31 protein-coding genes are annotated in these 26,516 nt (G+C 39.0%); 12 read left to right on the top strand and 19 right to left on the bottom strand.

What is annotated here, in order from left to right:
* Positions 1–66: 66 nt before the first annotated feature.
* On the bottom strand, positions 67–633 hold the full coding sequence (locus tag ACYX4O_RS07975) for a class I SAM-dependent methyltransferase (protein WP_476356157.1): 567 nt from the start codon (positions 631–633) through the stop codon (positions 67–69).
* A gap of 193 nt (positions 634–826) precedes the next feature.
* Positions 827–1,009, bottom strand: a complete 183-nt coding sequence (locus tag ACYX4O_RS07970; protein ID WP_476356155.1) for a hypothetical protein — start codon at positions 1,007–1,009, stop codon at positions 827–829.
* A gap of 264 nt (positions 1,010–1,273) precedes the next feature.
* Between ACYX4O_RS07970 and ACYX4O_RS07965 the strand changes: the two genes are divergently transcribed.
* Entirely contained in the window at positions 1,274–1,504 is a 231-nt protein-coding gene (locus ACYX4O_RS07965) for a hypothetical protein (RefSeq protein WP_476356153.1), read from the top strand.
* Between the two features lie 35 nt (positions 1,505–1,539).
* Here ACYX4O_RS07965 and ACYX4O_RS07960 read toward each other — a convergent pair whose 3' ends face one another.
* Positions 1,540–1,896, bottom strand: coding sequence for a hypothetical protein (locus tag ACYX4O_RS07960; protein WP_476356152.1), 357 nt, complete (start codon positions 1,894–1,896; stop codon positions 1,540–1,542).
* A gap of 504 nt (positions 1,897–2,400) precedes the next feature.
* Here ACYX4O_RS07960 and nfsA point away from each other — a divergent pair.
* Together nfsA and ACYX4O_RS07950 are read left to right on the top strand one after the other, a co-directional pair.
* Positions 2,401–3,141, top strand: coding sequence for an oxygen-insensitive NADPH nitroreductase (gene nfsA, locus ACYX4O_RS07955; RefSeq protein ID WP_476356150.1), 741 nt, complete (start codon positions 2,401–2,403; stop codon positions 3,139–3,141).
* A 66-nt stretch (positions 3,142–3,207) separates the two neighbouring features.
* Positions 3,208–3,939, top strand: coding sequence for an NAD-dependent protein deacylase (locus ACYX4O_RS07950; RefSeq protein ID WP_476356148.1), 732 nt, complete (start codon positions 3,208–3,210; stop codon positions 3,937–3,939).
* A 70-nt stretch (positions 3,940–4,009) separates the two neighbouring features.
* Here the strand turns inward: ACYX4O_RS07950 and ACYX4O_RS07945 are convergent, their stop codons facing one another.
* The 3 genes from ACYX4O_RS07945 to ACYX4O_RS07935 all read right to left on the bottom strand — a co-directional run bounded on the left by ACYX4O_RS07945 (position 4,010) and on the right by ACYX4O_RS07935 (position 8,454).
* Positions 4,010–5,233, bottom strand: coding sequence for a cation:proton antiporter (locus ACYX4O_RS07945; protein ID WP_476356146.1), 1,224 nt, complete (start codon positions 5,231–5,233; stop codon positions 4,010–4,012).
* 208 nt (positions 5,234–5,441) lie between these two features.
* Positions 5,442–7,817, bottom strand: a complete 2,376-nt coding sequence (locus ACYX4O_RS07940) for a penicillin acylase family protein (protein WP_476356144.1) — start codon at positions 7,815–7,817, stop codon at positions 5,442–5,444.
* 100 nt (positions 7,818–7,917) lie between these two features.
* A complete protein-coding gene (locus ACYX4O_RS07935) occupies positions 7,918–8,454 on the bottom strand; it encodes a hypothetical protein (RefSeq protein ID WP_476356142.1) in 537 nt (178 codons plus the stop codon).
* Between the two features lie 154 nt (positions 8,455–8,608).
* Here ACYX4O_RS07935 and ACYX4O_RS07930 point away from each other — a divergent pair, with 154 nt between their 5' ends.
* The 3 genes from ACYX4O_RS07930 to ACYX4O_RS07920 all read left to right on the top strand — a co-directional run bounded on the left by ACYX4O_RS07930 (position 8,609) and on the right by ACYX4O_RS07920 (position 10,777).
* Positions 8,609–9,202, top strand: a complete 594-nt coding sequence (locus ACYX4O_RS07930) for a TetR/AcrR family transcriptional regulator (RefSeq protein WP_476356140.1) — start codon at positions 8,609–8,611, stop codon at positions 9,200–9,202.
* Positions 9,195–9,632 carry an OsmC family protein gene (locus ACYX4O_RS07925; protein WP_476356138.1) on the top strand — a complete coding sequence of 146 codons (438 nt, stop codon included), beginning with the start codon at positions 9,195–9,197 and terminating at the stop codon, positions 9,630–9,632. Before ACYX4O_RS07930 ends, ACYX4O_RS07925 begins: the two co-directional genes overlap by 8 nt.
* Before the next feature lie 146 nt (positions 9,633–9,778).
* Positions 9,779–10,777, top strand: a complete 999-nt coding sequence (locus ACYX4O_RS07920; RefSeq protein ID WP_476356136.1) for an aldo/keto reductase — start codon at positions 9,779–9,781, stop codon at positions 10,775–10,777.
* Positions 10,778–11,043: 266 nt separating this feature from the next.
* Here the strand turns inward: ACYX4O_RS07920 and ACYX4O_RS07915 are convergent, their stop codons facing one another.
* The 4 genes from ACYX4O_RS07915 to ACYX4O_RS07900 form a co-directional block, all read right to left on the bottom strand.
* Entirely contained in the window at positions 11,044–12,378 is a 1,335-nt protein-coding gene (locus tag ACYX4O_RS07915; RefSeq protein WP_476357048.1) for an FAD-dependent oxidoreductase, read from the bottom strand.
* Positions 12,379–12,555: 177 nt separating this feature from the next.
* Entirely contained in the window at positions 12,556–13,575 is a 1,020-nt protein-coding gene (locus ACYX4O_RS07910) for an NADP-dependent oxidoreductase (RefSeq protein ID WP_476356134.1), read from the bottom strand.
* Positions 13,576–13,813: 238 nt separating this feature from the next.
* The gene (locus ACYX4O_RS07905; RefSeq protein WP_476356133.1) at positions 13,814–14,158 is read right to left on the bottom strand and encodes a P-loop NTPase family protein; all 345 of its coding nucleotides are present in this window, start codon (positions 14,156–14,158) and stop codon (positions 13,814–13,816) included.
* A 9-nt stretch (positions 14,159–14,167) separates the two neighbouring features.
* Positions 14,168–14,344, bottom strand: coding sequence for a hypothetical protein (locus tag ACYX4O_RS07900; RefSeq protein ID WP_476356131.1), 177 nt, complete (start codon positions 14,342–14,344; stop codon positions 14,168–14,170).
* A 185-nt stretch (positions 14,345–14,529) separates the two neighbouring features.
* Between ACYX4O_RS07900 and ACYX4O_RS07895 the strand changes: the two genes are divergently transcribed.
* From ACYX4O_RS07895 to ACYX4O_RS07885, 3 genes are read left to right on the top strand one after another with little or no spacing between them, the layout of a single operon-like run.
* Entirely contained in the window at positions 14,530–15,411 is an 882-nt protein-coding gene (locus tag ACYX4O_RS07895; protein ID WP_476356129.1) for a LysR family transcriptional regulator, read from the top strand.
* Positions 15,412–15,438: 27 nt separating this feature from the next.
* Positions 15,439–16,008 (top strand): CidA/LrgA family protein, encoded by a 570-nt coding sequence (locus ACYX4O_RS07890; protein WP_476356127.1) that lies wholly within the window; start codon positions 15,439–15,441, stop codon positions 16,006–16,008.
* Positions 16,005–16,688 (top strand): LrgB family protein, encoded by a 684-nt coding sequence (locus ACYX4O_RS07885; RefSeq protein WP_476356125.1) that lies wholly within the window; start codon positions 16,005–16,007, stop codon positions 16,686–16,688. The genes ACYX4O_RS07890 and ACYX4O_RS07885 overlap by 4 nt, the downstream gene beginning before the upstream one ends.
* A 49-nt stretch (positions 16,689–16,737) precedes the next feature.
* Here the strand turns inward: ACYX4O_RS07885 and ACYX4O_RS07880 are convergent, their stop codons facing one another.
* Positions 16,738–18,225 carry a BCCT family transporter gene (locus tag ACYX4O_RS07880; protein WP_476356123.1) on the bottom strand — a complete coding sequence of 496 codons (1,488 nt, stop codon included), beginning with the start codon at positions 18,223–18,225 and terminating at the stop codon, positions 16,738–16,740.
* Between the two features lie 282 nt (positions 18,226–18,507).
* Between ACYX4O_RS07880 and ACYX4O_RS07875 the strand changes: the two genes are divergently transcribed.
* Positions 18,508–18,750 (top strand): hypothetical protein, encoded by a 243-nt coding sequence (locus ACYX4O_RS07875; RefSeq protein WP_476357046.1) that lies wholly within the window; start codon positions 18,508–18,510, stop codon positions 18,748–18,750.
* Between the two features lie 26 nt (positions 18,751–18,776).
* On the opposite strand, the gene ACYX4O_RS07870 is transcribed toward ACYX4O_RS07875, so the two are convergent.
* The 3 genes from ACYX4O_RS07870 to ACYX4O_RS07860 are packed head-to-tail and all read right to left on the bottom strand — an operon-like array spanning position 18,777 to position 20,181.
* Positions 18,777–19,265, bottom strand: a complete 489-nt coding sequence (locus tag ACYX4O_RS07870; protein WP_476356121.1) for a hypothetical protein — start codon at positions 19,263–19,265, stop codon at positions 18,777–18,779.
* A 23-nt stretch (positions 19,266–19,288) separates the two neighbouring features.
* Positions 19,289–19,738 carry a DUF948 domain-containing protein gene (locus ACYX4O_RS07865; protein WP_476356119.1) on the bottom strand — a complete coding sequence of 150 codons (450 nt, stop codon included), beginning with the start codon at positions 19,736–19,738 and terminating at the stop codon, positions 19,289–19,291.
* Positions 19,739–19,761: 23 nt separating this feature from the next.
* Entirely contained in the window at positions 19,762–20,181 is a 420-nt protein-coding gene (locus ACYX4O_RS07860) for a DUF948 domain-containing protein (protein WP_476356117.1), read from the bottom strand.
* 132 nt (positions 20,182–20,313) lie between these two features.
* On the opposite strand from ACYX4O_RS07860, the gene ACYX4O_RS07855 reads away from it, so the two are divergent.
* A complete protein-coding gene (locus ACYX4O_RS07855) occupies positions 20,314–21,159 on the top strand; it encodes a YihY/virulence factor BrkB family protein (protein WP_476356115.1) in 846 nt (281 codons plus the stop codon).
* A gap of 80 nt (positions 21,160–21,239) precedes the next feature.
* Here the strand turns inward: ACYX4O_RS07855 and ACYX4O_RS07850 are convergent, their stop codons facing one another.
* The gene (locus tag ACYX4O_RS07850) at positions 21,240–21,668 is read right to left on the bottom strand and encodes a DoxX family protein (RefSeq protein WP_476356113.1); all 429 of its coding nucleotides are present in this window, start codon (positions 21,666–21,668) and stop codon (positions 21,240–21,242) included.
* 164 nt (positions 21,669–21,832) lie between these two features.
* On the opposite strand from ACYX4O_RS07850, the gene ACYX4O_RS07845 reads away from it, so the two are divergent.
* Positions 21,833–22,168 (top strand): winged helix-turn-helix transcriptional regulator, encoded by a 336-nt coding sequence (locus ACYX4O_RS07845; protein WP_476356111.1) that lies wholly within the window; start codon positions 21,833–21,835, stop codon positions 22,166–22,168.
* A gap of 97 nt (positions 22,169–22,265) precedes the next feature.
* On the opposite strand, the gene ACYX4O_RS07840 is transcribed toward ACYX4O_RS07845, so the two are convergent.
* The 4 genes from ACYX4O_RS07840 to ACYX4O_RS07825 form a co-directional block, all read right to left on the bottom strand.
* A complete protein-coding gene (locus ACYX4O_RS07840; protein ID WP_476357044.1) occupies positions 22,266–23,609 on the bottom strand; it encodes a copper amine oxidase in 1,344 nt (447 codons plus the stop codon).
* A 281-nt stretch (positions 23,610–23,890) separates the two neighbouring features.
* Complete coding sequence (locus ACYX4O_RS07835) at positions 23,891–24,655, bottom strand: anti-sigma factor (protein ID WP_476356109.1); 765 nt, start codon at positions 24,653–24,655, stop codon at positions 23,891–23,893.
* Complete coding sequence (locus ACYX4O_RS07830) at positions 24,648–25,217, bottom strand: RNA polymerase sigma factor (RefSeq protein ID WP_476356107.1); 570 nt, start codon at positions 25,215–25,217, stop codon at positions 24,648–24,650. The genes ACYX4O_RS07835 and ACYX4O_RS07830 overlap by 8 nt, the downstream gene beginning before the upstream one ends.
* A gap of 178 nt (positions 25,218–25,395) precedes the next feature.
* Positions 25,396–26,514 (bottom strand): metal ABC transporter solute-binding protein, Zn/Mn family, encoded by a 1,119-nt coding sequence (locus ACYX4O_RS07825; protein ID WP_476356105.1) that lies wholly within the window; start codon positions 26,512–26,514, stop codon positions 25,396–25,398.
* Between the last annotated feature and the right edge of the window lie 2 nt (positions 26,515–26,516).

Raw genomic sequence — 26,516 nt, 5'->3', positions numbered from 1 at the left:
CTTCACTCTACTTTAACCCCTACGGGTATATTTTAATGGGTGGGGAGGTATACGTCAATCCCTTTCTTATTTTGGTGCAACAATATAGTATACTTCATTGTTTAGATGGCCAACTTCAACGTCAAACCCTTCTTCTGCTACTTTCTCAGCCAGCTCATTTGAGGCAATTCGATGTGACTTAGGTGGACCCTGCTCTCCGTCAGCTTTTTCCCATTCCAAAATAAGGAGACGACTGTTTTCCATTAGAATGCGATGAACTTCCTTTAATGTTTGATGAAGATCAGGTACTTCATGTAATACAAATGCCGTTAAGGCTCTGTTAAACGATGCATCCGGGAGATTTAAAGAGTCCAAGCTACTTTTCATACGCTCTATATTTGTAATGCCTTCACCTTCAGCCCTTGAAGCTAACAGTTCCAACATTTCAAATTGCAAATCCACTGCCGTAACGCGGTCTTTCGTTTCTTGAGCAATAGGTAATGTTAAATACCCATTACCCGCCCCTAAATCGGCAACCTTCTCTTCACCTGATAATTGAAGTAGTTCTAAGACCTTTTCAACTGGTACCGTTTCTTGGCGACTAGGTTCTACTAGCTTTTCAGCTTTTTTTGGATCAAATACCTCTCCTGCCATAATGATGCACTCCTTTTTATCTCAGTTAAATTGTGTTCTTATTCACTACAGTAGTTTTACCAATTTAGAAGAAAAGCTAAACATAGATAATGGTAATGTGAGTTAAGAGCCTTCTATAAATCCTAGATGTAAAACTATTGGTATCAAGCATAAATAAATGAAGGACAACCTTAGCGGCTTCCCTTCATTTATCTTATAACCTGTTTTTCCTTCTTAATCGTTTCCGTACAGATTTACTAATCATCATAATATAGAACATAACTGGCGCAGCTACTAAAGTGACAGCATGATCCGTTATGAGGTTCTGCGAATACAATAGCATTAAGGTTGCTAAAATGGTTAAAGCCCCTAAGTCGACCCACTCATACCACTTCATTTTTGTTCACCCATTTTTTAGTTATGGTATGTTAGTTTAAATGAAAATGGTACTCCTACTACCCTCTGCTCACTGCTTTTTTTGCTGACACAGCAGAACTGATGTCAAAGCAAGATCCATTCTCCTCCTGAGTTCCGGTCAGCAGCTTCTGAATAGTTTGCCCTTGATTATGCTTTTTGCTTTTTAGTGCAATAGGGTTTAAACGTGATTTATATAGGGTACATTCTATTAAATAGTTAAGATAAAGAAAGGACTTGCACTCCCATGGAAAATTTATTACAAATCTTTGTATACATAGCGATACTAATAAACGTATTATTCGGATTCATTAGCTATAAAAAAGGCCAGCACCAATGGGTACTAGCTACTGGTGTTACTCATATCCTTTTAAGCATACCTTTATCTTGGACGTTTGGACCGCTAGTTTTTGCTATTGGAACAACTCAAGTATTTTACGGTATTATTCACACACAGTCTCGAAAAGCAGTAGAATAAAAAAAGGGTGCCCTCCACCTTGGACACCCACCCCCTTAATTATTTGACTTCCTTACACGCTTCTCGATAAACCAGCATAAATCCTCTACGGTTTTAAAGTATTGAAATTCTTCCCCACAAGGAACTTCATCCAGTTCCCAGTTTGGCAAATCCCAATAATTCATTAATTTTGCGAACGAAGAACGAAAACGGGCACTTTCCCCTTGGAAAACGTAAGAAAGTGGCGTTTTGGTATTCATATTCTCAATCGGCTTCTCAAACTCATTTTGTAAGTTTTCATTTACGTACTTTACTACTGTCAAGTAGATCTCGTAAATTACTCCTCTATTTCCTGCAGACTTCTTTAAATCTTTTCTCGCTCGTCTCGTTTGAAAATCGATCAATTCCCCCATGAGTAATCCTCACCTTTTTTAAGAACTAAGCAAAGTGTACAGGTTTAGTGACTAGCGTCAGAACTATAACAACTCCATACATTAATTGGACAATTATTCTACGAATCTTGTAATAATATACAACTTCTAATGTTATTTCAATAAAGCTATAATGGTGCTGGTACTTATCATTTTAGAAGAGGTACTGAGTGAAGAGACTGCAAATGATTTGTTTCCAAGAGGTCAAGAGGAAACGCGTGTTATAAGGAGGTAATTGATGTTTACATTATATCCCAAAACAAAGTAGGACACTTTTAATTACTATACCATTTGTTTCTTGTATTATGTAACCCGTCTTATAATAATATTTGTGTTTTTTTAATAAAGATTTTACTATTCGCCTGAAATAATAATATTACACTTATTGGTCCTTCACTAGAGAAAATTAAAGTCATATTTTTTGAAGAATTGCTTCCATAAGAGGTACCATATAAGTATAAATGAATGGTGAAGGAGACCTATGCTATGAATCAAACCCTAGAAACTCTATTGCAACACCGCTCAATCCGATCATTTACGGATAAGGTGTTATCAAAAGAGCAAATTAATACCATTGTGGAAGCAGCTCAAATGGCTTCAACTTCTAGCTATATGCAAGCTTACTCAATTATCGGAGTCACCGATCAAGATAAAAAGAAAGAACTAGCAGATATAACCGGACAGTCCTACGTTAAAGATAACGGACACCTTTTCATATTTTGCGCTGACTTATACAGACATCAAATTCTTGCCTCTGATTTACAAAAACAAGACATGATTCAAAATATAGAAAACACAGAACATTTCCTTGTGTCTTCTATCGATGCTTCACTTGCTGCACAAAATGGAGCCATTGCCGCTGAATCAATGGGGCTTGGAATGTGTTACATTGGAAGTATAAGAAATAACATAGAGCGTGTAGACCAACTATTACAATTACCACCACACGTCATCCCCTTATTTGGTATGGTTGTTGGTTATCCAAATAAACAACCCGAACAAAAACCACGCCTACCAAAAGAGTCTGTTTATCATGTGAACACGTATAACAAGGATCAATCTGATGACCTACACGCTTTTGATCAAACGATACAAGAATACTATAAGAATCGTCAGCAAAATACACGATTGGATTCATGGACAGATCAAATGATTCGTCGTTTCAGTCATCCTATGAGAATGGATGTTAGTGATTTTGTTCGATCTAAAGGACTTAACAAACACTAATTTGGTCTTCAGTCCGACTTAATGTGTTTGCTACAATAGTGTAAAACCCTTAAAGGATAGGATAAAATGGATCAACTTATACAAGAACTGAACCAAGCCAATCATATTACAGTATTAACGGGTGCAGGTGTAAGTACAGCAAGCGGCATCCCCGATTTTCGCTCTTCAAATGGTATTTGGACAGAAGACGAATCACGGGAATACTTTATGTCTAATCAATATTTTCACTTAGACCCAAATGATTTTTGGAAGAAGTATAAAGATATTTTTCAACTTAAACTTCTACGTAACTATAAGCCAAATGAAGTACACAGTTTCATTCATAGTCTCGAGGAAAAAGGGAAAAAAGTTGCTGTGATCACGCAAAATGTCGATGGATTACATCAAAAAGCCGGTTCTTCAAACGTCATTGAGTATCATGGGTCCTTAACCACTTCAACTTGTCCTGCCTGTGGGGATTCTTATGATATGGATTACGTCAATAACACTGTGGTCCCCCGTTGTGAACGTGAGACGTGCGGAGCTATATTGAAACCTGATATTGTTCTATTCGGAGACGCCATTACAGAGCACGATCGAGCTGAAGCAATTATTGATCAAACTGATCTTGTACTAGTTTTAGGGACGTCTCTCCTTGTAATGCCTTTTAACTTCTTACCAGAGTATGCATATTCGAGAAAGATCCCAACGGCTCTTATTAACCGAGAAGAAACTCCTAAGGACCGGTTATTTCACTATGTCATCCATGATGATTTGATTAGCACCTTACAACAGATTGAAAGTCAATTAACTTTATAAATCTTCCTTAACGATTTAGTATTAGTCTGCAGGAAAATAAACCGCTTGCTTTGTGCAAGCGGTTTATTTATTAAGATGTACCTTTAGCCATTTTAAATTTCTTAATAAGTGGTTTAATGGTAAGTCCCTGAACTACTAAAGAGAAAAGGACGACAGAAAACGTTAATAGTAATATGTCTTCGCGCCCAGAAAAATCAGCCGGTAGACTAAGAGCTAATGCTATGGATAAGCTCCCTCGAAGACCAGCCCAGTTCACTAGGAATCGCTCTTTCTGACTCAAGTGGGAAATATAACTAGTTGCAGTATAAATCGCAATCGTTCGCCCAACTAAAACAATAGCGATTCCCATTGCAATGATTCCCCATTTTCCGCTAAAATCAAGCTCACGAATTTCAATGCCAACCATCAAGAAGATAATAGAATTAGCAAGCAACGTAATTGTGTCCCAAAATGTGTTTATATTAACCTTAGTCTCTTCTGACATTCCTATTTTCTTTCCGTAACTACCAAATAGTAGTCCTCCAATTACTACTGCAATAACGCCTGATACTTTAAAATGTTCGGCAATAAAGTAACTTCCGAAGAACAATAGCATAGACAGAGCAATTTCAAGAGGATAGTCATCAAAAATGCGAATAACCTGGGAAAAGATAAATCCAATTACTAAGCCTACAAGAGCTCCACCAATGGCAAATTTCAAGAATAAGAAAACTCCACTACCAACTCCAGCTGCCCCCATGTCCATATACGTCAATAAATAGATAGAAGATATCTTAAACAGCACTACGGCAATCCCGTCATTGAATAAAGATTCCCCCTCCATAATAGTAGACATTTTCTCCGGAACTCCGAGGTCTTTAAATATGGAAATTACACTAATTGGATCAGTCGCACTCATAAGAGCTGCAAATGTAAAGGCTACTACAATCGGTAAACCTAGCAGAAAATATACGCTAAATCCAATCACTACAAACGATATAAAGGTTCCTAAAAAGGCAAGCGATAAAACCAACTTTTTCAATCCATACAAATGGTGAAATGGCATCTTGAGTGTGGCATCACCTAATAAAATAGGTAAAAAAAGTGAAATAATAATCGCCTGAAATACGGAAGACTGAGTTATGTAGGATTCCGCTTCTTCGATGAAAGGAATCTCAGTCACCCCTAATAATACACCAACGAGTACAAGCGCAATTGAATAAGGCTCTTTTATGAGCTTAGCAACCCCAATCACGGTGATCGAGATAGCTAGTAACACTAATATCTGCATAAACACTTCATGAAATCCGTGCATTAAACCAGCCTCCATCCACTTCTAAATTCATGTATTTGTTGTATTTAGCTTTACCCTACTAAAAGATCTAATGCACACTCATTGAAGAATGCACTTTTGAATTTTATCCATAACCATGCTTATTTATTTTGCACCTATGCATTTGTAAAATGTACTAATCCCTATAACATAAAAACAAGCTGACTCCATTAGAGCCAGCTTGTTATATTCACGGAATAAGGGTCAAGGTTTCTCCCACAGGCTTATTCAAACTCGTTTTATGATACTCCCCCTTTACCCAGTCTTCACGCTGATTATGATACCAAGGACTTCTAAAGTGACCGGATTGGCCTGGGCCTACAATATGAGAAGCTGTAGTGAAGTCAGTTCCATCTAAAACAAACCTCCAAGATGCTCCATGGTCTACTAGTCCACTTTCTTCCTCATAACTTGCTGCCATAACAGTAACCTTACTACCACCAACAGGGATTGGATCTTCACTATTAAAGAATCTGTCTAAGAATGAAATAGAAGATAGGGGATGCTTAAAAGCTACTCTGTGGTAGTCGCCCCACTCCCACTTCTTTATCTCTTCTCCATGCTGCTTTGTTAAAGAAGTTATCGTTTGTGTAAACGATTCTTCTATTAATTGCTGTAACCCTCCTTGCTCTTTTACCCACACTGTTTCTTTACCTGCATCTGCCTTTCTTAGCAGTTCATCTGTTGTTTGACCTTTTCCTTTAAATAAGCGATGCATTGAATTTGGAATATCACGATACAGACCATCCATAATCGTATTCATCCAAGTATGAAACAAAAGAGGCTGCGGGGCGGTTACTTCGTCAACATAATTCCATTCTTTTAACAAATTAATCGCTTCACTTTCCCTTTGTGACAACCCTTCAGACCCTACATAGTTTAGAAACATCGGAACAAACTCACGAGCTTGGAGATTTACCTGATCCATTTGCAAGTTTTTCATGTCTTCTTTTGTAAAATCATTTCTTGTTTGAAGTACCTCATCAATGCGCATGTAGCGATAAGGTTGAGCCCAATTATTTGAAATGTGGTAGGGATAGTGATCACCAACAACTTTATTATTCGCAGTCGCGATGAACCCTTTATCAGGATTCATTACAGTCGGTAATTCATTAAAAGGAATAAACCCCCTCCATTCATTTTCTTCTTTCCAACCTTCTAACGGCAAAAGGGCATCTGCTCCGTTTTCATAGATCGGGATTTTACCATTTGCTTTATAAGCGATGGTTCCATCTTTACTCGCAAACACAAAGTTTTGGGCTGGAACCTGGAATTTCTCTAATCCTTTCTCGAATTCCGTCCAATTTGAAGCTTTGTTGATTTCAAGGATCGCCTCAAGTTCAGTCGAAGCATCAAGGGCTGTCCACCTTAAAGATAGAACCGTTCCCTTCCCACTATCTTCTGCGAATTCTGATAGAACTGGACCATGCCTCGTCTCCACCACCTCATATTCAACAGATTCTTCGTCTTTTACTTTAATTGTTTCTTTAAACACTCTTGCTTTTTCATAACTACCTTCATAAAGATATTCATACTTATTATCTGGATTCCTCTTTTCCAGATAGAGTTGTTGTACATCTGGCCCTGTATTCGTTACTCCCCATGCTATATCTTTGTTATGTCCTAAGATAATACCTGGAATCCCCGCAAATATGACTCCACTCACTTGGTAACCAGGTGAATCTAAGTTCATTTGCAACCAGATTGAGGGTGTTGCTAACCCTAGATGTGGGTCATCTGCTAGCAAAGGGTTTCCCGACTTAGTTTTAGTTCCGCTTACCACCCAATTGTTACTCCCATTGAACGCATGGGGGATAACGGCACTTTCGAAACTCGATTCGATATCTATTTCATCGTTTTTAATGATCGTTGGCGCTTCTTCTGGATAGCTAGAAAACAATTCATATGCTTTTTGTGTTGGATACTGTTGAAGCAAATAGTAATGAAAAGCTTGCCTTTCCCAATGCCCGCCAAGATCAAAAGCCATGTATTTTCCAATCGTTAAAGAATCTATAGGGGTCCATACATCAGGTGCGGCTCCCATTAATGTAAACTCAATAGGAAGTGCTTGATCCTTCTTCGCTTGGTTAATATAAGCATTCACACCATCTGCGTACCATTCCATAACTTGTTTAGCTTCATTAGAATACTCATTATAAGATATTTCAGCTGCCCTTCTTAGTCCCAACGTACGGAAATACTTATCTTGATCTAATGCTTTTATGCCTGCCACTTCACTTAATGTCCCTGCTGCTTGTCTCCTAGCCATGTCCATTTGAAACAAGCGTTCCTGTGCTTGAATATAACCCTGTGCCATAAATAAGTCCTTACTGTTACTCGCCTCAATATGAGGGACTCCGTTTTGATCACGTGTGACACTAACAGGCTCTTTTAACCCTGAAATTTGAACACTCCCATTCGTCTGAGGCAGACTACGGTTTATGTAACCGTTTACAAAAATGAGTAACCCTGCTCCTACTGTAAGGATAAGTGCCATAAGAAATAAACCTATTTTATGCCATCTTTTTAAGTACCTTCTTTCTATAGGTTTTGTTTTAACTTCCATACCTTCCCCTCCCTCACCCTATTATAATATGAATTTTCAGATAATTGTACAACTACATAGAGAAAACCTTAACGAATGTATCGTTAAGGCATCTATCTTTTTATTGCAATGAACTCAGCAGTATCTTCCATTCATCTATAGAAAATGATTCGTTCGTTGATACAGCATATACGTTAGCACCCTTTTCCCATACTACATAGTCTGCTTTCTCCTGTTCCATATTCATATGAAAGACTTGTCCGTTCAATACGAGTTCTGTCATATCAGTTGTTAGTGATGAGATAACTTCTTTTTTTGCAAATCTCGGCCCTTGTTCTAAGGTCATTTTTCCATTGGGATAACGGATAAATGTTTGTCTTGTCAAAAAAGAACTCTCATCTATCTTTTTGTAACCCATGCTGATCCGTTCAAATGAGTCTGGTAGTACGTTAAATGTAGAAACAGGTGATCCAACTGTGTTTTCAAGTTCTTTAACTGTATCTACGTAGATGATGGCTTCAGGCAACGCAACAGTCTCTTGAGAAAAAGACCTTTCTGGAACAATCATATCCTCCGCCCGTACCAGGCCAACCCAACTAAGTATAATAAAAAAAAGCAAACACAAAATAAGAGCGGACCCTTGAGACACTTTAATCATTGTAGAAACCTCCTCATAAAGCTAGTACTACTTTATTCAGAAATCGTTGATTTTATGAAAATGTTTATTCAAGCACATTTATTGTCATCACGTACAGAATCATTTAAAGTATAACCATACCAACCGGTTGGTTTTGAAAGGAAGAGTGATCTTAATGAATAAAGGTGCCTTGGCAAAAGAAGAGATTGTATCGGTAGCGGCTGATGTAATTCGTTCAAAAGGATACCAATCCACTTCCATTAATGATATTTTAGTCAGTTCAGGTATCGGTAAAGGAAAGTTCTTTCATCATTTTAAAACGAAACATGATCTTGGTATAGCCGTTGTCGATCGCTATATAGAGACCTGGAAAACGAGAATGATCGAAGAGATTCTTCAAGGAGAATTACCTGCTGAGACAAGAATTCATCATATGCTTGAGGAAACCCTTGAATCATTCCAAGATTCTAATGTAAAAAAAGGATGTCCATTTGGAAACTTAGCCATTGAAATGAGTGAACATGACGCCTCTTTTCGTGAGCGTATCGCTTTCTTTTTCCATGAATGGGCTTTGGCGCTTAGTGGCACATTAAAAGATGCAAATCTCATCTCAGAGCAACATGCCTATGATTATGCTGAGTATATCATTAGCTCAATTGAGGGCGCGATATTAATGGCGAAGGTCAAGCAAACGTCTAGACCAATTGAAAACACTGTTAAGATTATAAAAAATACACTTTTACATCAAAGGAGTCATTCACATGAGTAATGTTCAAATGAGAGTTAAAGCAACTGCAGAAGGTGCAAAGGTAGAAGCAAAAGCTAAGAAACACACAATTATTATCGATGAGCCCGAACAGCAAGGTGGCACAGACGAAGGTGCTAACCCACTAGAAACACTATTAGCTGCTTTAGCAGGTTGTGAAAATGCTGTTGCGAATATGGTTGCAAGTGAGATGGATTTTGACTTGCAGGGCATTGAGTTCGAAATTCGCGGAGAATTAGACCCTCGTGGCATGATGGGAACTGAAGGCGTGCGTCGCCATTTCCAAACTGTAACAGTTAACGCTCAAATTAAAACAAGTGAATCTGATGAACGTATCCAAGAATTAAAAGCTAAAACAGATGATCGTTGTCCTGTATTCCAAACCCTATATAACGCAGATGTTGATATGGTTACAAACTGGACGAAAGCTTAAGTCAAGCAAGAAGGCCTTTCTTTATCATAAGAGAGGTCTTCTTTTTTCATGCATCTGAAAAACCTATTTAAATGATTAGTCTATATAGCAAGCGGGTAAACTTCGCTAGAGAGTAGCTAAGGCTACCAACCTTTGGAGGTGAAACAATGGAAAACATGCAAGTCAGTAATACTGGAATCGAAACTTCACGCATCGGACTAGGAACATGGGCCATTGGTGGCTGGATGTGGGGTGGAACTGACGAAAATCAGTCCATTAAAACAATCCATGCTGCTTTAGATAAAGGCGTCAACTTAATTGACACTGCACCGGTATATGGGTTTGGTCGTTCTGAGGAAATTGTCGGCAAAGCCATTCAACAATATGGTGCCCGTGATCAAATCACACTAGCAACGAAAGTGGCTATGAACTGGAAAGACGAACAAGTTTTCCGAGATGCATCCAAACAACGTATCCATAAAGAGATCGACGATTCGCTTCGTCGACTTCAAACTGACTATATTGACATTTACCAAGTTCATTGGCCGGACCCTACTGTGCCAATTGAAGAAACAGCTGAAGCTCTTTACTACTTATATAAGCAAGGTAAAATTCGTTCAATCGGGGTAAGCAACTTCTCTCCAGAACAAATGGATACATTCCGTGAAGCTGCTCCTATTCATACGGTACAACCTCCGTATAATATGTTTGAGCGAGGAATTGAAGAGGATATACTGCCGTATGCTCAAGAGCATGGCCTTCATACGTTGTTATACGGAAGCTTGTGCCGAGGGTTATTAACTGGAAAGATGACCAAGGATACACAATTTAATGGAGACGACCTTCGAAATAATGATCCTAAATTCCAGCAGCCACGTTATGAACAATACCTAAATGCAGTGAACGAGCTTGATCAGTTAGCCCAAAATCGTTTCGACAAACGGATTATCCACCTGGCTCTTCGATTTATTCTAGATCAACCCGGTACAGGAACAGCCCTTTGGGGTGGACGTAAGCCAGAACAAATGGATCCTATTGATGAAGTGATGGACTTTAAGATTGATGAAGATACTCAAAAAGACATCGACGAAATTCTTGTTAAGAACATTAAAGACCCTGTGGGCCCTGAATTTATGGCTCCTCCAACTAGAAGAGATATCGAATAATAAGAACCCCCGTTTTAAATAGACGGGGGTATTTTTATATGGACTAAGTTCCTGAACGTTTTTCTTCATAGTATACAAAATGTAACTTCAAAATCATTTAAGTATGGATGCGGTTTCATTCCTTTTTTATTAAGATATATTTTTTCAGTAGGAAAATTGCACAACATTTGCTTATATATTGTCATCCAAACATCTTTCACTCTGAACTAACAAGCTTACTAAATAAAAAGCGATCCACAAGTTAATTATGGATCGCTCCTTTCTCATTAGGCTCTTCTAGCCGCTTGCTGTATAGGATCCCATACACTATTAAAAGGTGGGGCGTAGGACAAATCCAAATCGATGAGTTCGTCCACCGTCATGGAATGATATAAGGCAGTTGCTAGTACATCAATCCGTTTATCGACCCCTTCTCCTCCAATAATCTGAGCGCCTAATAAAACACGTGTATGATGATTGTATACTAACTTAACTTTCATTGGATTCTCTTTTGAATAATACCCTGCAGCATGAGTAGAATCGATTGTGACTGAAGTATAAGGGAAATGGATCGCCTCAGCCTCATGTTCAGATAATCCAGTTTTACCAAGAGCAGCATCAAAGAATTTAATAATCGAGGAACCAACAATCCCTTTAAATGGTGTAGGAATATTAATCATATTCAATCCAGCCACCCTCCCTTGCTTATTTGCATGTGTTCCAAGGGGGATATAATCGGGACGTTGTTTCACTCGATGATACTGTGTTGCACAATCACCAGCTGCATAAATGTCTTTAATCGTACTTTCCATGTAAGTATTAACCTCAATTGCTCCATGAACGCTTGTGAAAATGCCTGTTCCTTGTAAAAAGGATGTATTTGGAGTAACCCCAACCGCTATTATAACGAGATCTGAAGGGTGCTCTCCCTGATCGGTAACAACACATCTTACACGACCATTATCGTTAGTCTTAAAGCCTTCTACCGATTCTTTGAAAGTAAGCTTCACATTTTGTTCGTCTGCTTTTTCATGAATGAGCTCACTCATGTCTTCATCGAAGATTTTAGCAAGGCGTTCACCACGCTCGATGATTTGAACACTCTTCCCTATGTCACAGAGTGTTTCCGCCATCTCGAGGCCAATGTAACCACCTCCAATAATGGTTACATTCTGCACATCCTCATTTATGTAATTCATTATTTCCTCTGCATCCGGGATTGTTTTTAAGGTGAAGATCCCCTCAGACTCAATACCCTCCCACGGAGGACAATTCGGACGAGCCCCTGTCGCTACAAGAAGTCGATCATAGTGATCTTCAAAGCCTTCACCTGTGTGATGATTGATCCCATAAACCATTTTTTTCTCACAATCAACTTTTGTTACTTCATGTAGAGTATGGGTCTTAATTCCATATTTTTCTTGAAACGTTTCTGGTGTTCTGGCAATAAGATCGTCGGTGGAATCAACAATGCCATTAATGGTATATGGCAGGCCACATTGACCATAAGAATACGTCTCACCTTTCTCATAGGTTACGATTTCATTTCCATCACTGTTTCGTACAATTTGCATAGCGGCACTCATCCCGGCCGCATCTCCCCCAATAATTATGTATTTCATCATAACACCTCTCTTTATCATGTATATTACCATGTTCCTCTAATACCATTCCCATAAACCCAATGTGGTATAGCTATTTGCATGATTTTATATTTTATTAAAGGTCAGTAATCTTAAGAGGCTATATTGTCGTAGGGCAAAAAAACCCCGCTCTTAATGAGCAGGGTTTTGAGTATTTTAATAGTTAGGGTCAGCGACTTTTACTAGTTGTTTTCCTAAGTTTTTCCCTTGGAATAGTCCAAAGAATGCATCTGGAATGTTTTCAAAGCCATCTGTTATGGTTTCTTCATATTTAAGTTTGCCTTCAGATAGCCATTTGGCAAGGTCTTGAACACCTTCACCAAAGCGGTCTGCATAATCTCCCACGATAAAGGCTTGTAGTTTGGCGCGGGATTTGAGTAGTTTGGTTTGAACGCGTGGGCCTAAGTCACCATCTGTTCGATTATACGATGAAATCGCTCCGCAAAGAGGGATACGGGCGAACGAGTTCAGAAGATTGAAGACAGCGTCTGAAATCTCTCCACCTACGTTATCGAAGTACACGTCTACGCCATTTGGGCACAATCCTGAGAGTGCTTCTTGGATATCGTTAACTGTCTTATAGTTAATGCCGGCGTCAAATCCAAGTTCTTCTGTGATATAGTTTACCTTCTCATCAGAACCGGCAATACCGACTACATGGGCTCCTTTTAGCTTTGCAATTTGACCAACGATCATACCTACCGCTCCTGCAGCACCAGAGACTACAACGGTTTCTCCTTCTTTAGGTTCGCCAATATCAAGTAAACCAAAATAAGCTGTTAATCCAGTCATCCCTAATACGCCAAGGTATGCGGATAACGGGGCTTGTTCACCGTCTATTTTTCGAACTTGACTAGAAGGAATGGTATTATAATAGCGCCAACCAAGAAAGCCTGTTACTTTATCGCCTACTGAGAACTGATCGTCTTCAGATTCAACGATTTCTCCAACAACCGTACCGTTAATGGTTTCGTTTAAAGGGAATGGTTGAGTGTAGGATTTTTGATCACTCATACGTCCTCGCATATAAGGATCGACAGAAATATATAAGCTTTTGACAACGACTTCTCCTTTTTGCGGAGATTTAATTTCTACATCTTCATAAGTGAAATTTTCATGTGTGGGCATCCCTTCAGGACGCTTTGCTAATACAATTTGTTGATTCTCTTTTGTCATAGTAAAAATGCTCCTTCCATTTAGCATCTTGAATATTCAAAATAGCAAATCACTGTATCAAAAATCAACTTATACGACTTCTTCCATTTCTCTAATGATTAAAGGCTTCCTATCATCTGATCGCCTTTACATATCATGTCATTCACCAGAAAGAGAATGTTTAAACGTTTGAGCTCTCTTGCTTGAACCTTCATTTTAGAGAAAATCTATTCCTCTTAATATAGAAGGGTTAACACTTTTACAGTGTTAACCCTTCCTTGATAATTTTGATATTTTCTAAAAAACGCTCTGCTTCTATAGTAGATTTAACTATATGTATGTGCTTATGTGCGGCTGCTTTGTGAAGTCGTTCTTTCAACTTTGGGCGCTTGTCATGATGAAAGTTCCAAACGTACTTAATAAACTCAAAGTCTAGCTTTTCTTCACAGCCTTCCCCCATGTCAGGCCTCGTTTTGTTGCGATTCTCGACGTATCGCTTCAAAATGCGATATAGACACACTTCCCTAGGAGGGTCTAGCCAAATGACCGTATCAGCTTTTTCTAAGCGAACAGGAAGAGTGGCCCCGAAGTTGCCATCGATCACCCATGATTCTTAATTCATAACCCTTTTTTGCATCTCTATAAATTCTTCACGCTCTCTCATAACCCAACCAGGCAACCAAAACATTTGATCTAAATGATACACCTCTTCATTTAAAACTCTTCCTAGATGCCTTGAGAACGTAGACTTCCCAGCCCCAGGGCACCCCACTACCATCACACGCTTCAAATAATCCCCTCCCCGTTGTAATAGTTTACCATATTAAAGGGTGCCAGACACCCTTCATCACTTTAGAGTGAGGACGCGTGCCAGACACCCTTTACTGCAGTAAAGGGTGTCTGGCACGGTTTGTCGCTTTACTTCGGTGCATGGAATAACTATAATGGGTTCATGTTTAGATTAGGGGGGATTGTATGGATAGTCGCCATTTAAGATATTTCGTAGAAGTGGCACGTGTTAATAGTTTCACGAAAGCCTCTCATTCATTGAAGCTTTCACAACCTGCTCTGAGTAAAATGATTCGAAATCTTGAAGAGGAACTAGACGTTACGCTAATTGATCGTTCAAAAAAACAAATTACGTTAACTGATTCAGGAGAACTCGTTTATACACAAGCCCAGCGTGTACTTGGTATGATGGATGATTTAACAAGTTCCCTGTATGATATGGTGCACTTAAAAAAAGGTACGATACAACTTGGCTTGCCTCCATTAGTAGGCACGCTTTTCTTCCCTGAACTTATCGCCAGTTTTCGTCAGAAGTTCCCTGGCATTTCTATAAAGATCACTGAATATGGCGCCAAGAAAATTGAAAAAATGTTGGAAGAAGGGCATGTCGATGTAGCTGTTGCTGTTGCACCTATAGATGAAACCGTATTTCAAGCTCATCCCTTCAACGAAGAAACAATGGACGTCGTCTTACCAACTGACCACAAGTTAGCTCAGAAACATTCAATTGAGCTAGCCGAATTGGCTCATGAAAAGTTCATCCTATTTCAAGAAGATTTCGCCATGCACGATATTATTCAAACCTACTGCCAGTCTGTAGGTTTTACACCTGACATTGAGTTAGAGAGCTCTCAATGGGACTTTATTGTAGAAATGGTGAAAGCTCAAATAGGAATTGCTATTATGCCGAAATCCATATGTGAGAAGATCAATTCGACAAAGGTGAAGAACATTCCTGTTGTGAATCCATGCGTTCCTTGGACATTATCCATAATCGTCAAACAAGATCGCTACTTACCTTATGCGGCAAGAGAGTTTATACAGTTTATTCATGAATCAAAACTATAACTTTTATTTATAGTTCAAATAAGAAATATGTATTTTCATTATGAACATCTCTATCATATAATAAGTATACGTCAACATCATGAAAGAACAGCTCCCAACCTGTTTTTTTTTCATGAAAGGTTCTCCCAAACCTTTGACTCCCAAAAAGCTTTCAAAATTAAAAGATCGTTCAAGAAAAGAGCCCCTCCCAAGGCTCTTTTCGCATGTTCAGGGGGTGTAAGCATTTACAAAACATTTCTAAAACTTGTTTTACAATTTTTACTCATTAATGTCTTTTTCTTTTTAGGAATAGCCGTCCAGCAGCTTACACAATTTCCGATACCCGGAAGCATTTTTGGTTTACTCTTTCTGTTTATAGCTCTTTATTTCGGCTGGATAAAATTAGAGTGGGTCGAAGAAGCTGGTAAATGGTTGTTGGCGGAACTTCTTTTATTCTTCATTCCTGCGGCAGTCGGGATTGTTCAATATCCTGAAATGGCTGGGTGGAATGGATTCCAGATACTCATTATCATCATGATCAGTACCATTTTAGTGATGGGAAGCACCGGCATGGTTGCCGATTTTCTTTCTAAACGAAGGAAGGAAGATTCAAAATGATTTACCTAATTGCAACGATACTCATTTATATTGTGAGTAAACGTATATATAAGCGCTATCCAAAAGCCTATTTAACACCACTACTTGTGGTACCAGTTGTGTTGGTGGCAGCCCTAGTAGTTCTCGATATTCCATTTCAACACTATGAACAAGGCACCAGTGCGATCAGTTACTTCTTAGGGCCCGCAACAGTCGCGTTTGCGATACCGATTTATAAACACTTTGAGCTCATTAAGAAGTTTATAGTTGAGATCTTATCAAGCATTGTAGCTGGCTCTGTCGTAGCTGTGTTGTCTTCATTTTTCTTAGGATATCTCATCCATTTAAGCGGAAACTTTATGACGAGCATTATGCCTAGATCCATTACGACACCTATTGCAATGGAAGTTTCTAAGACAATCGGAGGAGTACCAGCCTTAACAGCCGCTTTTGTGGTGGCGACCGGTATTATTGGTTCTATTGTAGGCCCTCATGTCATAAGAGTGTTCGCATTAAAATCACCTGTTGCCCGTGGTGTTTCTTTCGGAGTAGCTGCTCATGGGGCCGGCACCTCTAAAGCATTCGAATTTGGAGACCAAGAAGGAACGTTTTCAAGCCTTTCCATGATTATTGCAGCAGGCGTAACGCTAGTGTGGGGAAACACATGGATCCCCCACTTCCAACATTTATTCATTCAATAATACGAAAAAGGACCAGGTCGCTATGATATGCACCTGGTCCTTCTTTTTATTAGCTATTTTTATCAGACTTCAATTCGGCTGAGAACGATTTAACTAATCCCCAGGTCATAACGAGTAATATGATGGTTAATGGCAAGCCAGTAATAATAGTGGCCGCTTGAAGTCCATCCACTCCACCTGACCACATCAGAATGGCTGCAATGGCTACCATCACAACTCCCCATGCAAATTTCACAAAGAATGGCGGATTTAAACTACCATTATGCGTTTGCATTCCAAGCACGAACGTAGCTGAGTCTGCTGAAGTAACGAAGAAAGTCAAAATCAGCAAAACAGATACTCCAGACAGAATGAAGCTAAAGTTCATTTGTTCAAATACGTAGAATAGAGCCGTTTCTAAGCTTTGTCCTGCTACATCAATACCCATGATGTGATCGTAGTAAATACCTGCGCTTCCGAAAATACCAAACCACAAAGAACAAACAATGGTTGGTGCGATAATAACCGCTACAAGGAATTCACGTACCGTGCGCCCTCTAGAAACGCGGGCAATAAATGTACTTACAAACGGTGTCCAAGAAATCCACCATGCCCAGTAAAAAATGGTCCAGTCCTTCACCCACTGGTTGTTCTCTTCTTGAAATGGGGAGAAGCGAAGCCCCATGCTAGGGAGCTTCTGCACATAGGAACCGAATGTAGCTGAAAATGTCTCAAGCATAAACTGCGTTGGACCTAGAAATAAGAATGCAAAGAATAATGTAACAGCTAAGATCAGGTTCGCATTACTTAGGTAACGAATTCCTTTGGATAACCCACTTGCTGCTGAAGTAATAAACAGCACGGTGGTTATAGCCATTATGATAAGCTGTACACTAAATGTATTTGGTATATCAAATAAGAAGTTTAAACCTCCGTTAATCTGAGCTGCGCCGATACCCAGTGATATGGCGACCCCAAAAAGTGTAGCGAAAACAGCAATAATGTCTACAACCATGCCAATCGGTCCGTTAGCACGATCACCGATTACTGGTCTTAGTGTCACACTCATTAATCCGGGCATATCCTTCTTAAATTTATAGTAGGCAAGCGCAAGTGCTACAATAGCGTAGATTGCCCATGCGTGGAAACCCCAATGAAGATACGTATAACGTAAACCTACCTTAGCTGACTCAATGGTATTCGCGTCTCCAAACGGAGGAGTAGAATAGTGAGATACAGGCTCTGAAACACCGTAAAATAATAGTCCTATCCCCATACCTGCACTAAACAACATTGCAAACCACGTTGAGGTGCTGTATTCTGGTTCTTCTCCTTCTTTGCCCAACTTAATCTTCCCGTATTTACTAAATGCAATCACAAGCGCAATTACAAAGAAGAATGTAGTAGCAATTTGGTAGAACCACCCAAACTGATCAAGAACGAAACTTTTACCCGCACTCATAACATTAAACATTTGATCAGGTAATAAAGCTCCCCATAGTACAAATGCAACCCCGATTGTTAATGAAATCCAAAACATCTTCGTGAAACTCTTCACGTATTTTCCTCCTCTTTTTAATAGACGCCCCATTATTCTCCGGGCGCAGGAGAGTTTATGTAACCCAGAAACTCTTATTCTCTCCCATAGTCGCTTTATACTAACTAAACCCTTTTGTTGACCTTTTTAAACCTTTACCTTACTAGAACTCTTTCCACCGCCCTATTCAGGGAAAAATGATAGGATGTTCCTTTATTCGACTCATTTCGCCCTTTCGCTAGTTATTTATGTTACAATAGTCCCCCAGAAAATTCAAATAACGATATGGAATAGGTGAGCATCATGAAATTATTACGTTGGAGTTTCGATCGTAAGAATAGGATTCGAGGATATTTCGATAAGTTCCCAAACTCTACAATATATTTCAGAAGAATTAAACGTTATTATTGTGTATACTCCTTAGACTGGAATGAGGAAGATCCTATGGTTACAATGGAAGACCGTGAAGAAATGCAACAACTCTTAAATAAAGAGATTGGCAGACTTACCGCTTATGAAAATAGAAAATCGCGAGAACATTTATAAATGTTCTCGCGATTTTTTATGCGTGCTTATAGAGCTCTGTTATCTGTAGACTGTGGTGTCTGAATAGTGGAGGTAGTTGGAGCGGTTTGCTCTTCCTCTTCTTCATAAGAATTTGTTAATTCTTCCTTAGCTTCTGCAGCTTTTTCGCCTACATCTTTTAACTCTTCTCCTGTCTCTTTTACTGTAGAGACAATCTCTTCTGACTCTTCCTTCACATCTTGCATTTGTTTCGCTAAATCTTTTCCTTGATCATTAATAATACTCTGAATTTGATTGACAGCTTCTTTTGTAGCTGTAGCAGTACGCTGAATGCGATCCACAAGGTCATCTTTCGTTCCTTGTGGGTCTTCTTTTACGGTTGATACATAGCTACTTACAGAATCTTTCGTAGAAGAAGACTTCTCTTTAAGAGAGTTACGCGTGTCACGATTCATAAGTGTAACCGCTCCCCCTACTAGAGCTCCAATCGCCATATAGAATGTAACTTTTCCTAATCCACTTTTTTGATTTGCCATATTCATTCTCCTTTGTTAATTGTTTATTTTTGGTTTGTTTGATCTAATGCGGCCTTCATTGCTTTTTTACGCTTCGTTAAGAAATAACTAAACGCTATCGCTCCATATAGTCCGCGTAGATTCTCTTCGTTTACGACGGCTTTACCGTCATAAGTATTCTTCTTTAAAGAAGAAGTCATATCGACTAAGGAGGAGGTTAACTTTCTAGAAGACTCTCCAACATCGCCGATTATGTAAAACAATGGACTAAGGGTGCGAATCTTCTCATTCACATCTGCTAACGTATCTTTGCTTTGACCTAACACTTCTGCTGTTTGATTCATTACTCCGTCTAATTGATCAGGTAATTTCTTTACCGTTTCGTCTACCCCATTTAGGACATGAGCTAAGTTATTCAGTGTACGCGCTACAAAGATCGAAATAATAGCAAAAGCGATTCCGATAATGAGTACTCCAATTCCTACTAACGTCAAACCTGTTCACCTTCTTCCTATTATTAATGTGTTTCTTGCTTAATCATCTTCCACTTTTGATAGAGAGACAAAGCTGTCGTCCCCCAATGATAGGCTTCCGTCATCTTAACGGAATGATCGGCTGTGTAGGTTCTAAGCGTACTCGGAACTCCATCAATAGACCGATTCAATTGAATAAGGGAAGAACCTAAACCATGTAAAGAGTGAACAATCGGTTGAAGGGCATCTGTTTTCTCCTTTACATCGTCAACAATGAGATGAGTTTCTTGTACCATCTCTTCTGTTTCTTGTGTAATCCCGTGAAGCTGTTGTTCTACTTCAGATAATGTGTTCCCCAAATTATTCATTGATCTTGAAACTGACGATAATAATTTAGCAATGTAGATCGACAGCAAAGCAAATGAAATGGAAACGATTAGTATTCCAATATAAAGATAAATCATCTTCCCTATCCTCCCTTCTCTACGTTTTACCACAACACTCTCTAATCAAAACACATTCTTTACATCTTGACGATTAAAAAGTTCTCCAAAAGGGGAAGGAATGTACATAAACATTAAAACGGAGGGTTTTCGTTGAAATCAATCATCAGTTATGTAAAAGAGTTAAAAAGCAAGTTTCAAAAAAATAATATCCCTATACTTGCTGCAGCCCAAGCTTATTACTATTTATTAGCAATCGTTCCGCTATTAATACTAATGCTCTCTATTCTTCCATACTTACAGATAGACTCACAACTTGCTATTAACTTTATGGGAAGTATCATACCAGATGAGACGATGAGTATATTTAGGGAGCAGATCATCAGTTTAGTCGACTCCCCTAAAGGGGGGTTATTGACCGTAGGTATTATTGGTACGCTTTGGTCCGCATCCTCAGGAGTAATGGCATTCATTAATTCAGCAAATCTGGCCTATGAAGTTGAAGAAACAAGGTCTTTCATTAAAGTACGTTTATTGGCGATTGTCCTTACATTAGGCATGATTGTAGCCATTGCTGTAGCACTAGTACTGCCTGTGTTTGGTGATCTTATCATTCAAGGAGTCAACCAAGCTTTAAATCTCCCTGAGCAATCGGTCATTATCTTCCAATTTTTAAGATGGGCGATTGGTATTGTTGTAATGACAGGAATCTTAATGGCTTTATACCATTTTGCACCAAACAAAAATTATCCATTTAAACACATACTCCCAGGAGCTATGATCACTGCGATCTTATGGCAACTCATTTCCCTTGCTTTCTCTTTCTATGTAAGTAACTTTGGGAATTATTCAGCTACGTACGGTAGTTTAGGCGGGATTATTGTTCTCTTATTATGGTTCTTCCTAACAGGACTTATCCTTATGATTGGCGCTGAAATTAATGTTCTTTACCATAAGAGACACAAAGAATCTTCCACCGATTCTACGTTTTCAGCATAAAAATAGCCCGTTCCTTAATCATAATCACATGTAAGGATCGGGCTAGCTTTTTATTATTTTTCTTTGTGGTCTACAATCACTTATACTTCCGGACATTTATAACACTCATCTGACTGGAATGTAATATTTTCAATAGCGAAGGGTGTTTTCCCATCTAGTGCAAGGAATCCCGCAATAGATAATAGAGCCAAATCAAGTTCAAACCCCGCTCTTAAGTTTGTGCCTAAAAATCCTATCGGTAGGTTTAGTTGTGTAACAGAGAGTAACATAATCACCGCAATGATCGATGACGTTATTTGAACTTTAAAACCAATCATCAATAAAAGCCCTCCGATTACTTCAATAAAACCTATTGAGTATAACAAGGACATAGGTATTGTAATCGATTCTAGATTAATTGATGTATTACCCATGCCGATTTTAAATTTTGTAAGTCCATGTATAAAGACTGTAAACCCTAAAAAGAGGCGTAATAAAAAAACGCCAATTTGATTTCGTTTATGAATCATTCTTCTCATCCTTTCTATAGGAACATCTTTCACTTAACAAGTTACTTTATGTAACTAATTATAATCATGTAACCTCAATACGACAAGTAATTTGTTTATGGTATGCAATTAGGTTACGGAACGGTAGAAGTTATGTTACACTATAAACGAAGGAGAGATTGACTGTGGAAGACTCTAGTTTATGTCCGAGATTTGAAAAAGCTGTCGGGATTATTAGTCAGCGTTGGAATGCACTTATTATATATCAATTATTATCTGGCCCTCAGAGAAACCATGAGATTAAAGACGCTATCGGGATCAGCGGCCGTCTATTATCTGAACGGCTGAAAGATTTGGAAGCAGAAGACATTATTCACAGAGAAGTATACGCTGAAACGCCTGTAAGAATTGAATATTCTCTAACAGATAAAGGACATTCTCTTAAACCATTAATGAAAGATATCAAATCATGGGCGGATGAGTGGATTGATATTCCCACCCATAAACAATGCAACTCCTAATGAAGCCTATTAAAACAACAGAAAAAGAGAGTGAAATCTTAGATTAAGATTTCACTCTCTTTTTTAATACCAAAACTATAGTTAGAAGCTCTTCACCTTATTGGTTCTGAGATTGTTTACGAGCAAAGACTGCTGTACCAGCTAGCATTGCTAATACGGATAAGATAATCCAAGTGAAGTTGTTTGACTGCTCTGCTCCACCCATTCCCGTATCCGGCATTTCTGAAGGCATTTCAGAACTAAATTTCTCTGGATGCTGGTTTACGAAACCTGATGATAGAGCTTTTGCTGCTCCGAACATGTGTCCATAAGATTCACGAAGTGTTTCATATGCCATGTCATAATCTTCTTGTGCATACTGATCAAACGTAGTAATCAAGTAGTCAACGTGACTCTGCAGATTCTTCGCTAGTGTTTCAGATTTTAGCTCTCCTTCTGTGGCTTTCTCTAAGAACATGGAGAAATCTTGACGATACTGATCTAGAGCGTCTAATGCTTTTTGTTTCATTTCCTCGTCATCAGCACCGGTAGCTTTGACATAGTCTACAAAGTGGCCGATATGGTTCGTCCACATTTTCTTAAACTCCTGACCTGCTTCTTCACCATAAATGGAGCTAATAGCTGCTGCCAGATCATCCGTGTTATTGCTTAGAGCTTGTGTAGATGCTTTGAAGTCTTCAGACCCATCAATACCATTTTGCATAGCCATCATAGCGAGACCAGCGTGTTCGCTCATTAAATGATTTAAGTTTGAGCGCAAATCAGCTGCTGGTGTTACGGCCTTCGTCTCATTGAATTGGTCCGGGAACTGATCGACAATTGCGCTCGTTAGTCCTTTACTTACTCCGTACATGTGTTCAATCGCTTTACGTTCGTATTCATATGCTTTTTCATAATCGCCATCTACGTAGCTATCAAAAGCTCCGATAAGTTGGTTCACATGCATCTGTAGTCCATCTGCAAGTTTTCCAGCTTTTAAGCGTTCATCTGTAGCATTTTCTAAGAATTGCGAGAAATCTTGACGATATTCATTTAATTCCTGAAGAGCTGCTTCTTTAGCTTCAGCGTCTTCGTTACCTGTGGCTTTTACATAATCAACGAAGTAACCAATATGATCTGACCAAATCTGTTTAAATTGTTTACCTGCTTCTTCACCATACACAGAAGCAATCGCTTTTGATAATCCTTCTGTATTACTGCTGAGGGCATTTGCTGATGCTTCAAAGTCCTCTGCTCCTTCAGCCCCTTTTCTCATCGTTTCAACAGCCAGGTAAGCATGCTCACTTAAAAGGCGATCCAAGGAAGCACGTAATTCAACAGCTTCAGTCGTGACAGTTGGTTTTGCCGGGCTGTGATCATCCGCGCTCACAATACTTGCTGTTGTCGGAAGTAATAAAGAGAAACTTAAAGGTACAGTTACAAGTGCTTTTTTCATATTCATGGATAGATCCACTCCTCTTTGTTTTTGTTTATTCACTAAGCTATCGGAGAGGATCTTTATTTGGATCACCATTTCTTAAAAAAATTTTATAGTTCCCCATGAAAAAGTGGAGACAGGGCTGTATAGATGGAGAACACGAACACAATATAAAACGTTTTGGAGCCAACCCTTCCCTTAAGAAGTTCATCACGCTTGCCTTTATTACGATGTGTAATGATTGAATAGAGACAAAATAAAGATAAAGAAGACCTGAACCATTATTGGTCCAGGTCTTCTTTTCTTTAAAGCTTCGAGGACAATACAATGTCACCTCGAGGGGTTTCACTTGTGGCATCAGGCTCTTTCGTTATGGCGATTGTGTCAAAATCACCCTGGTCTTTTAGCTTCTCTAGCGAAAAAGCTACAGCCCCTTCACCATTTTGGTTGGTCACAAAGCTGCCTGCTCTATAAGGGGTTTCTCCATTAATGAGCCATACTTGATAAACTTCTTCACCTTGTAATTGGCTTAGTCGCTCTGCTTCTACAACAAGCGTCATAGCTTCTTGTTGTTTAATAATAGATGCCGATCCTGATCCTTCTTGCTGCCCAGATAACGTGACTTTATTCGTTACCTCGTCTATGCTATCCACCACAGTGCCGGTCTCTTTATCTTCTTCATTGAAAAGAGTATAAACATTTCCTGACACGGATAACAGTAACCCCGCTGCTAATAACGCTGTCCAAGGTTTTCTAGCACGTTTCTCTTGCTTGTGAGTCGTGAGCGATGCTACTTTATCTTCTTTAGAAGACTGTTCCGATTCATCCCGTACAGTATTCGCTTTTGTTTGTTCTTCCTCTAACACACTCCCAAGCACTCGGTTCTTCATGCCCTCAGGTGGTTCTACTGGCTCTGCAGCGTATGGCAGGTCTTCCATAATGCCGCTCATCTCTTCAACTTCTTCACGACATTCGGAGCACTCTTTTAAATGATCTTCAAATGCACGTTTTTCTTCTTCATTAAGCTCACCGCTTATATAATCAATTAGACGATCACATTGTTCAGGCATCACTCACACCCCCTTTCTCTTCGATGATGGCCAGCTCTTTCTTCAGACGTTTTAAAGCTAACCTAATTCGACTCTTTACCGTCCCTAAAGATATATCTAAATGTTCAGCGATCCGCTGTTGTGTCAATCCTTTAAAATAAAATAACATCACAATTTTCTTTTGTTCTTTGGGAAGATGGTTCATAGCTTCCCTAATCATACTCCCTCTTTCCTTCCATTCCACGAGATCCTCAACAGAAGGTTCTTTCTCATTTGGTGCATCCCACTCTTCATCTAATGCATAGTTTTGATTTTCTTTTTTACGTAATACATCAATCGCTGTATACCTGGCAATTGTAATAATCCATGACGAAAATTTCCCTTTTGTTTCATCGTATGTTGCCTTTTGAGTCCATATTTTTATGAACACTTCTTGCATAACTTCCTCTGACATCTCCTTTTGCCCACATGTCTTATAAGCAAAGGAGTAAAGCAACTTCTCGTATTTATCATAAATCTTTTCAAGCGCATGTTTATCGCCTGTTAAGACCTTTTGATAAAGATCATAGTCCCGCTCCTTCATACCATTCTCCTTTTACGATCAATAATACCAATATCATAGCATACTAAGGGGGGGCAATGAGAACTCGACAAGATGGGAGTTATAAAGAAATCGTTCTGTGTGCCTTTTTAGATCACCTTTAATATAAAAAAAGCCACCACTATGGTGACTTTAATGTAAATTAATAAACTAAAATATTTTATTTATTTAATACTTCTAATAACACTTCTAGATTCTGATTCATTAAGCTAAAGTAATCCTCACCTGCATTGAGTTCATCTTCAGTAAGAACCGATAGATTGTGGATTCGCTTCATGTCAGCATCGATTTCTTTTTGAATAACAGACGCCACTTTTGGTGTAACATTCTGTTCAAAAAGAATGGTACTAATGTTATTTTTCTGTGATTTTTCTATAATACTTTCTAATTGCTTTTGAGATGGCTCATTTGTTGCGGACAACCCTGATATGGCAATCTGCTCAAGCCCATATGCTTTTTCCCAATAGCCATACGCTGCATGTGAAACGAGAATTTTGTTTGATTCAGCTGCTTCCAGTTTTGAATGGAATGTTTGATCTAATTCCATTAAATCCTGCTCTAATTGATCAAAGTTTTTTTCAAAATCTTCTTTAGCCTCTGGATTTAATTCTACCAGTTGGTCTTTAATGTTCTCTGCTAACGTAATAGCTCGAACAGGATCTAGCCAAACATGCGGATCCTGATCGCCATGGTCATGTCCTTCATGAGCATGGTCCTCTTGAGACTCTTCTCCTTCTTCATGTGCATGGTCTTCGTGAGATTCTTCTCCTTCTTCATGTGCATGGTCTTCGTGAGATTCTTCTCCTTCTTCATGTGCATGGTCTTCGTGAGATTCTTCTCCTTCCTCATGAGCATGGTCTTCTTGACCTTCTTCCTCGCTCGAGTGATCATGAACATGAGTTAATAGCTCAACACCTTCAGAAGCTTCCAGAATTTCAACACCTTCGCCTCCGATTGCTTCAGAAATTTTCGTAGCATAAGCTTCTAAGTTTGCCCCATTATAAATAAATGCGTCGGCTTCAGCAAGTTCGACCATCATTTTGGTAGTAGGCTCAAATGTATGTGGATTAGCCCCTGCCGGTAAAATAGATTCCACTTCAACGTGTTCTCCACCAATTCGCTCAGCAAAATCTTGCAATGGAAAAAGCGTGGTATAGATTGTTAGTTTATTAGTTTCTTCCGATGCTTGGGTAGATGCACTCTGATCTTCTGTATTTCCACAAGCTACAAGCCCGAGTAAAAGTAAAATCGAACTCAATAGTAGAATTCGTATCTTCATTG

Source organism: Pontibacillus sp. ABV4_188 (assembly GCF_056311905.1).
This window is presented reverse-complemented; position numbering and strand designations above follow the sequence as displayed.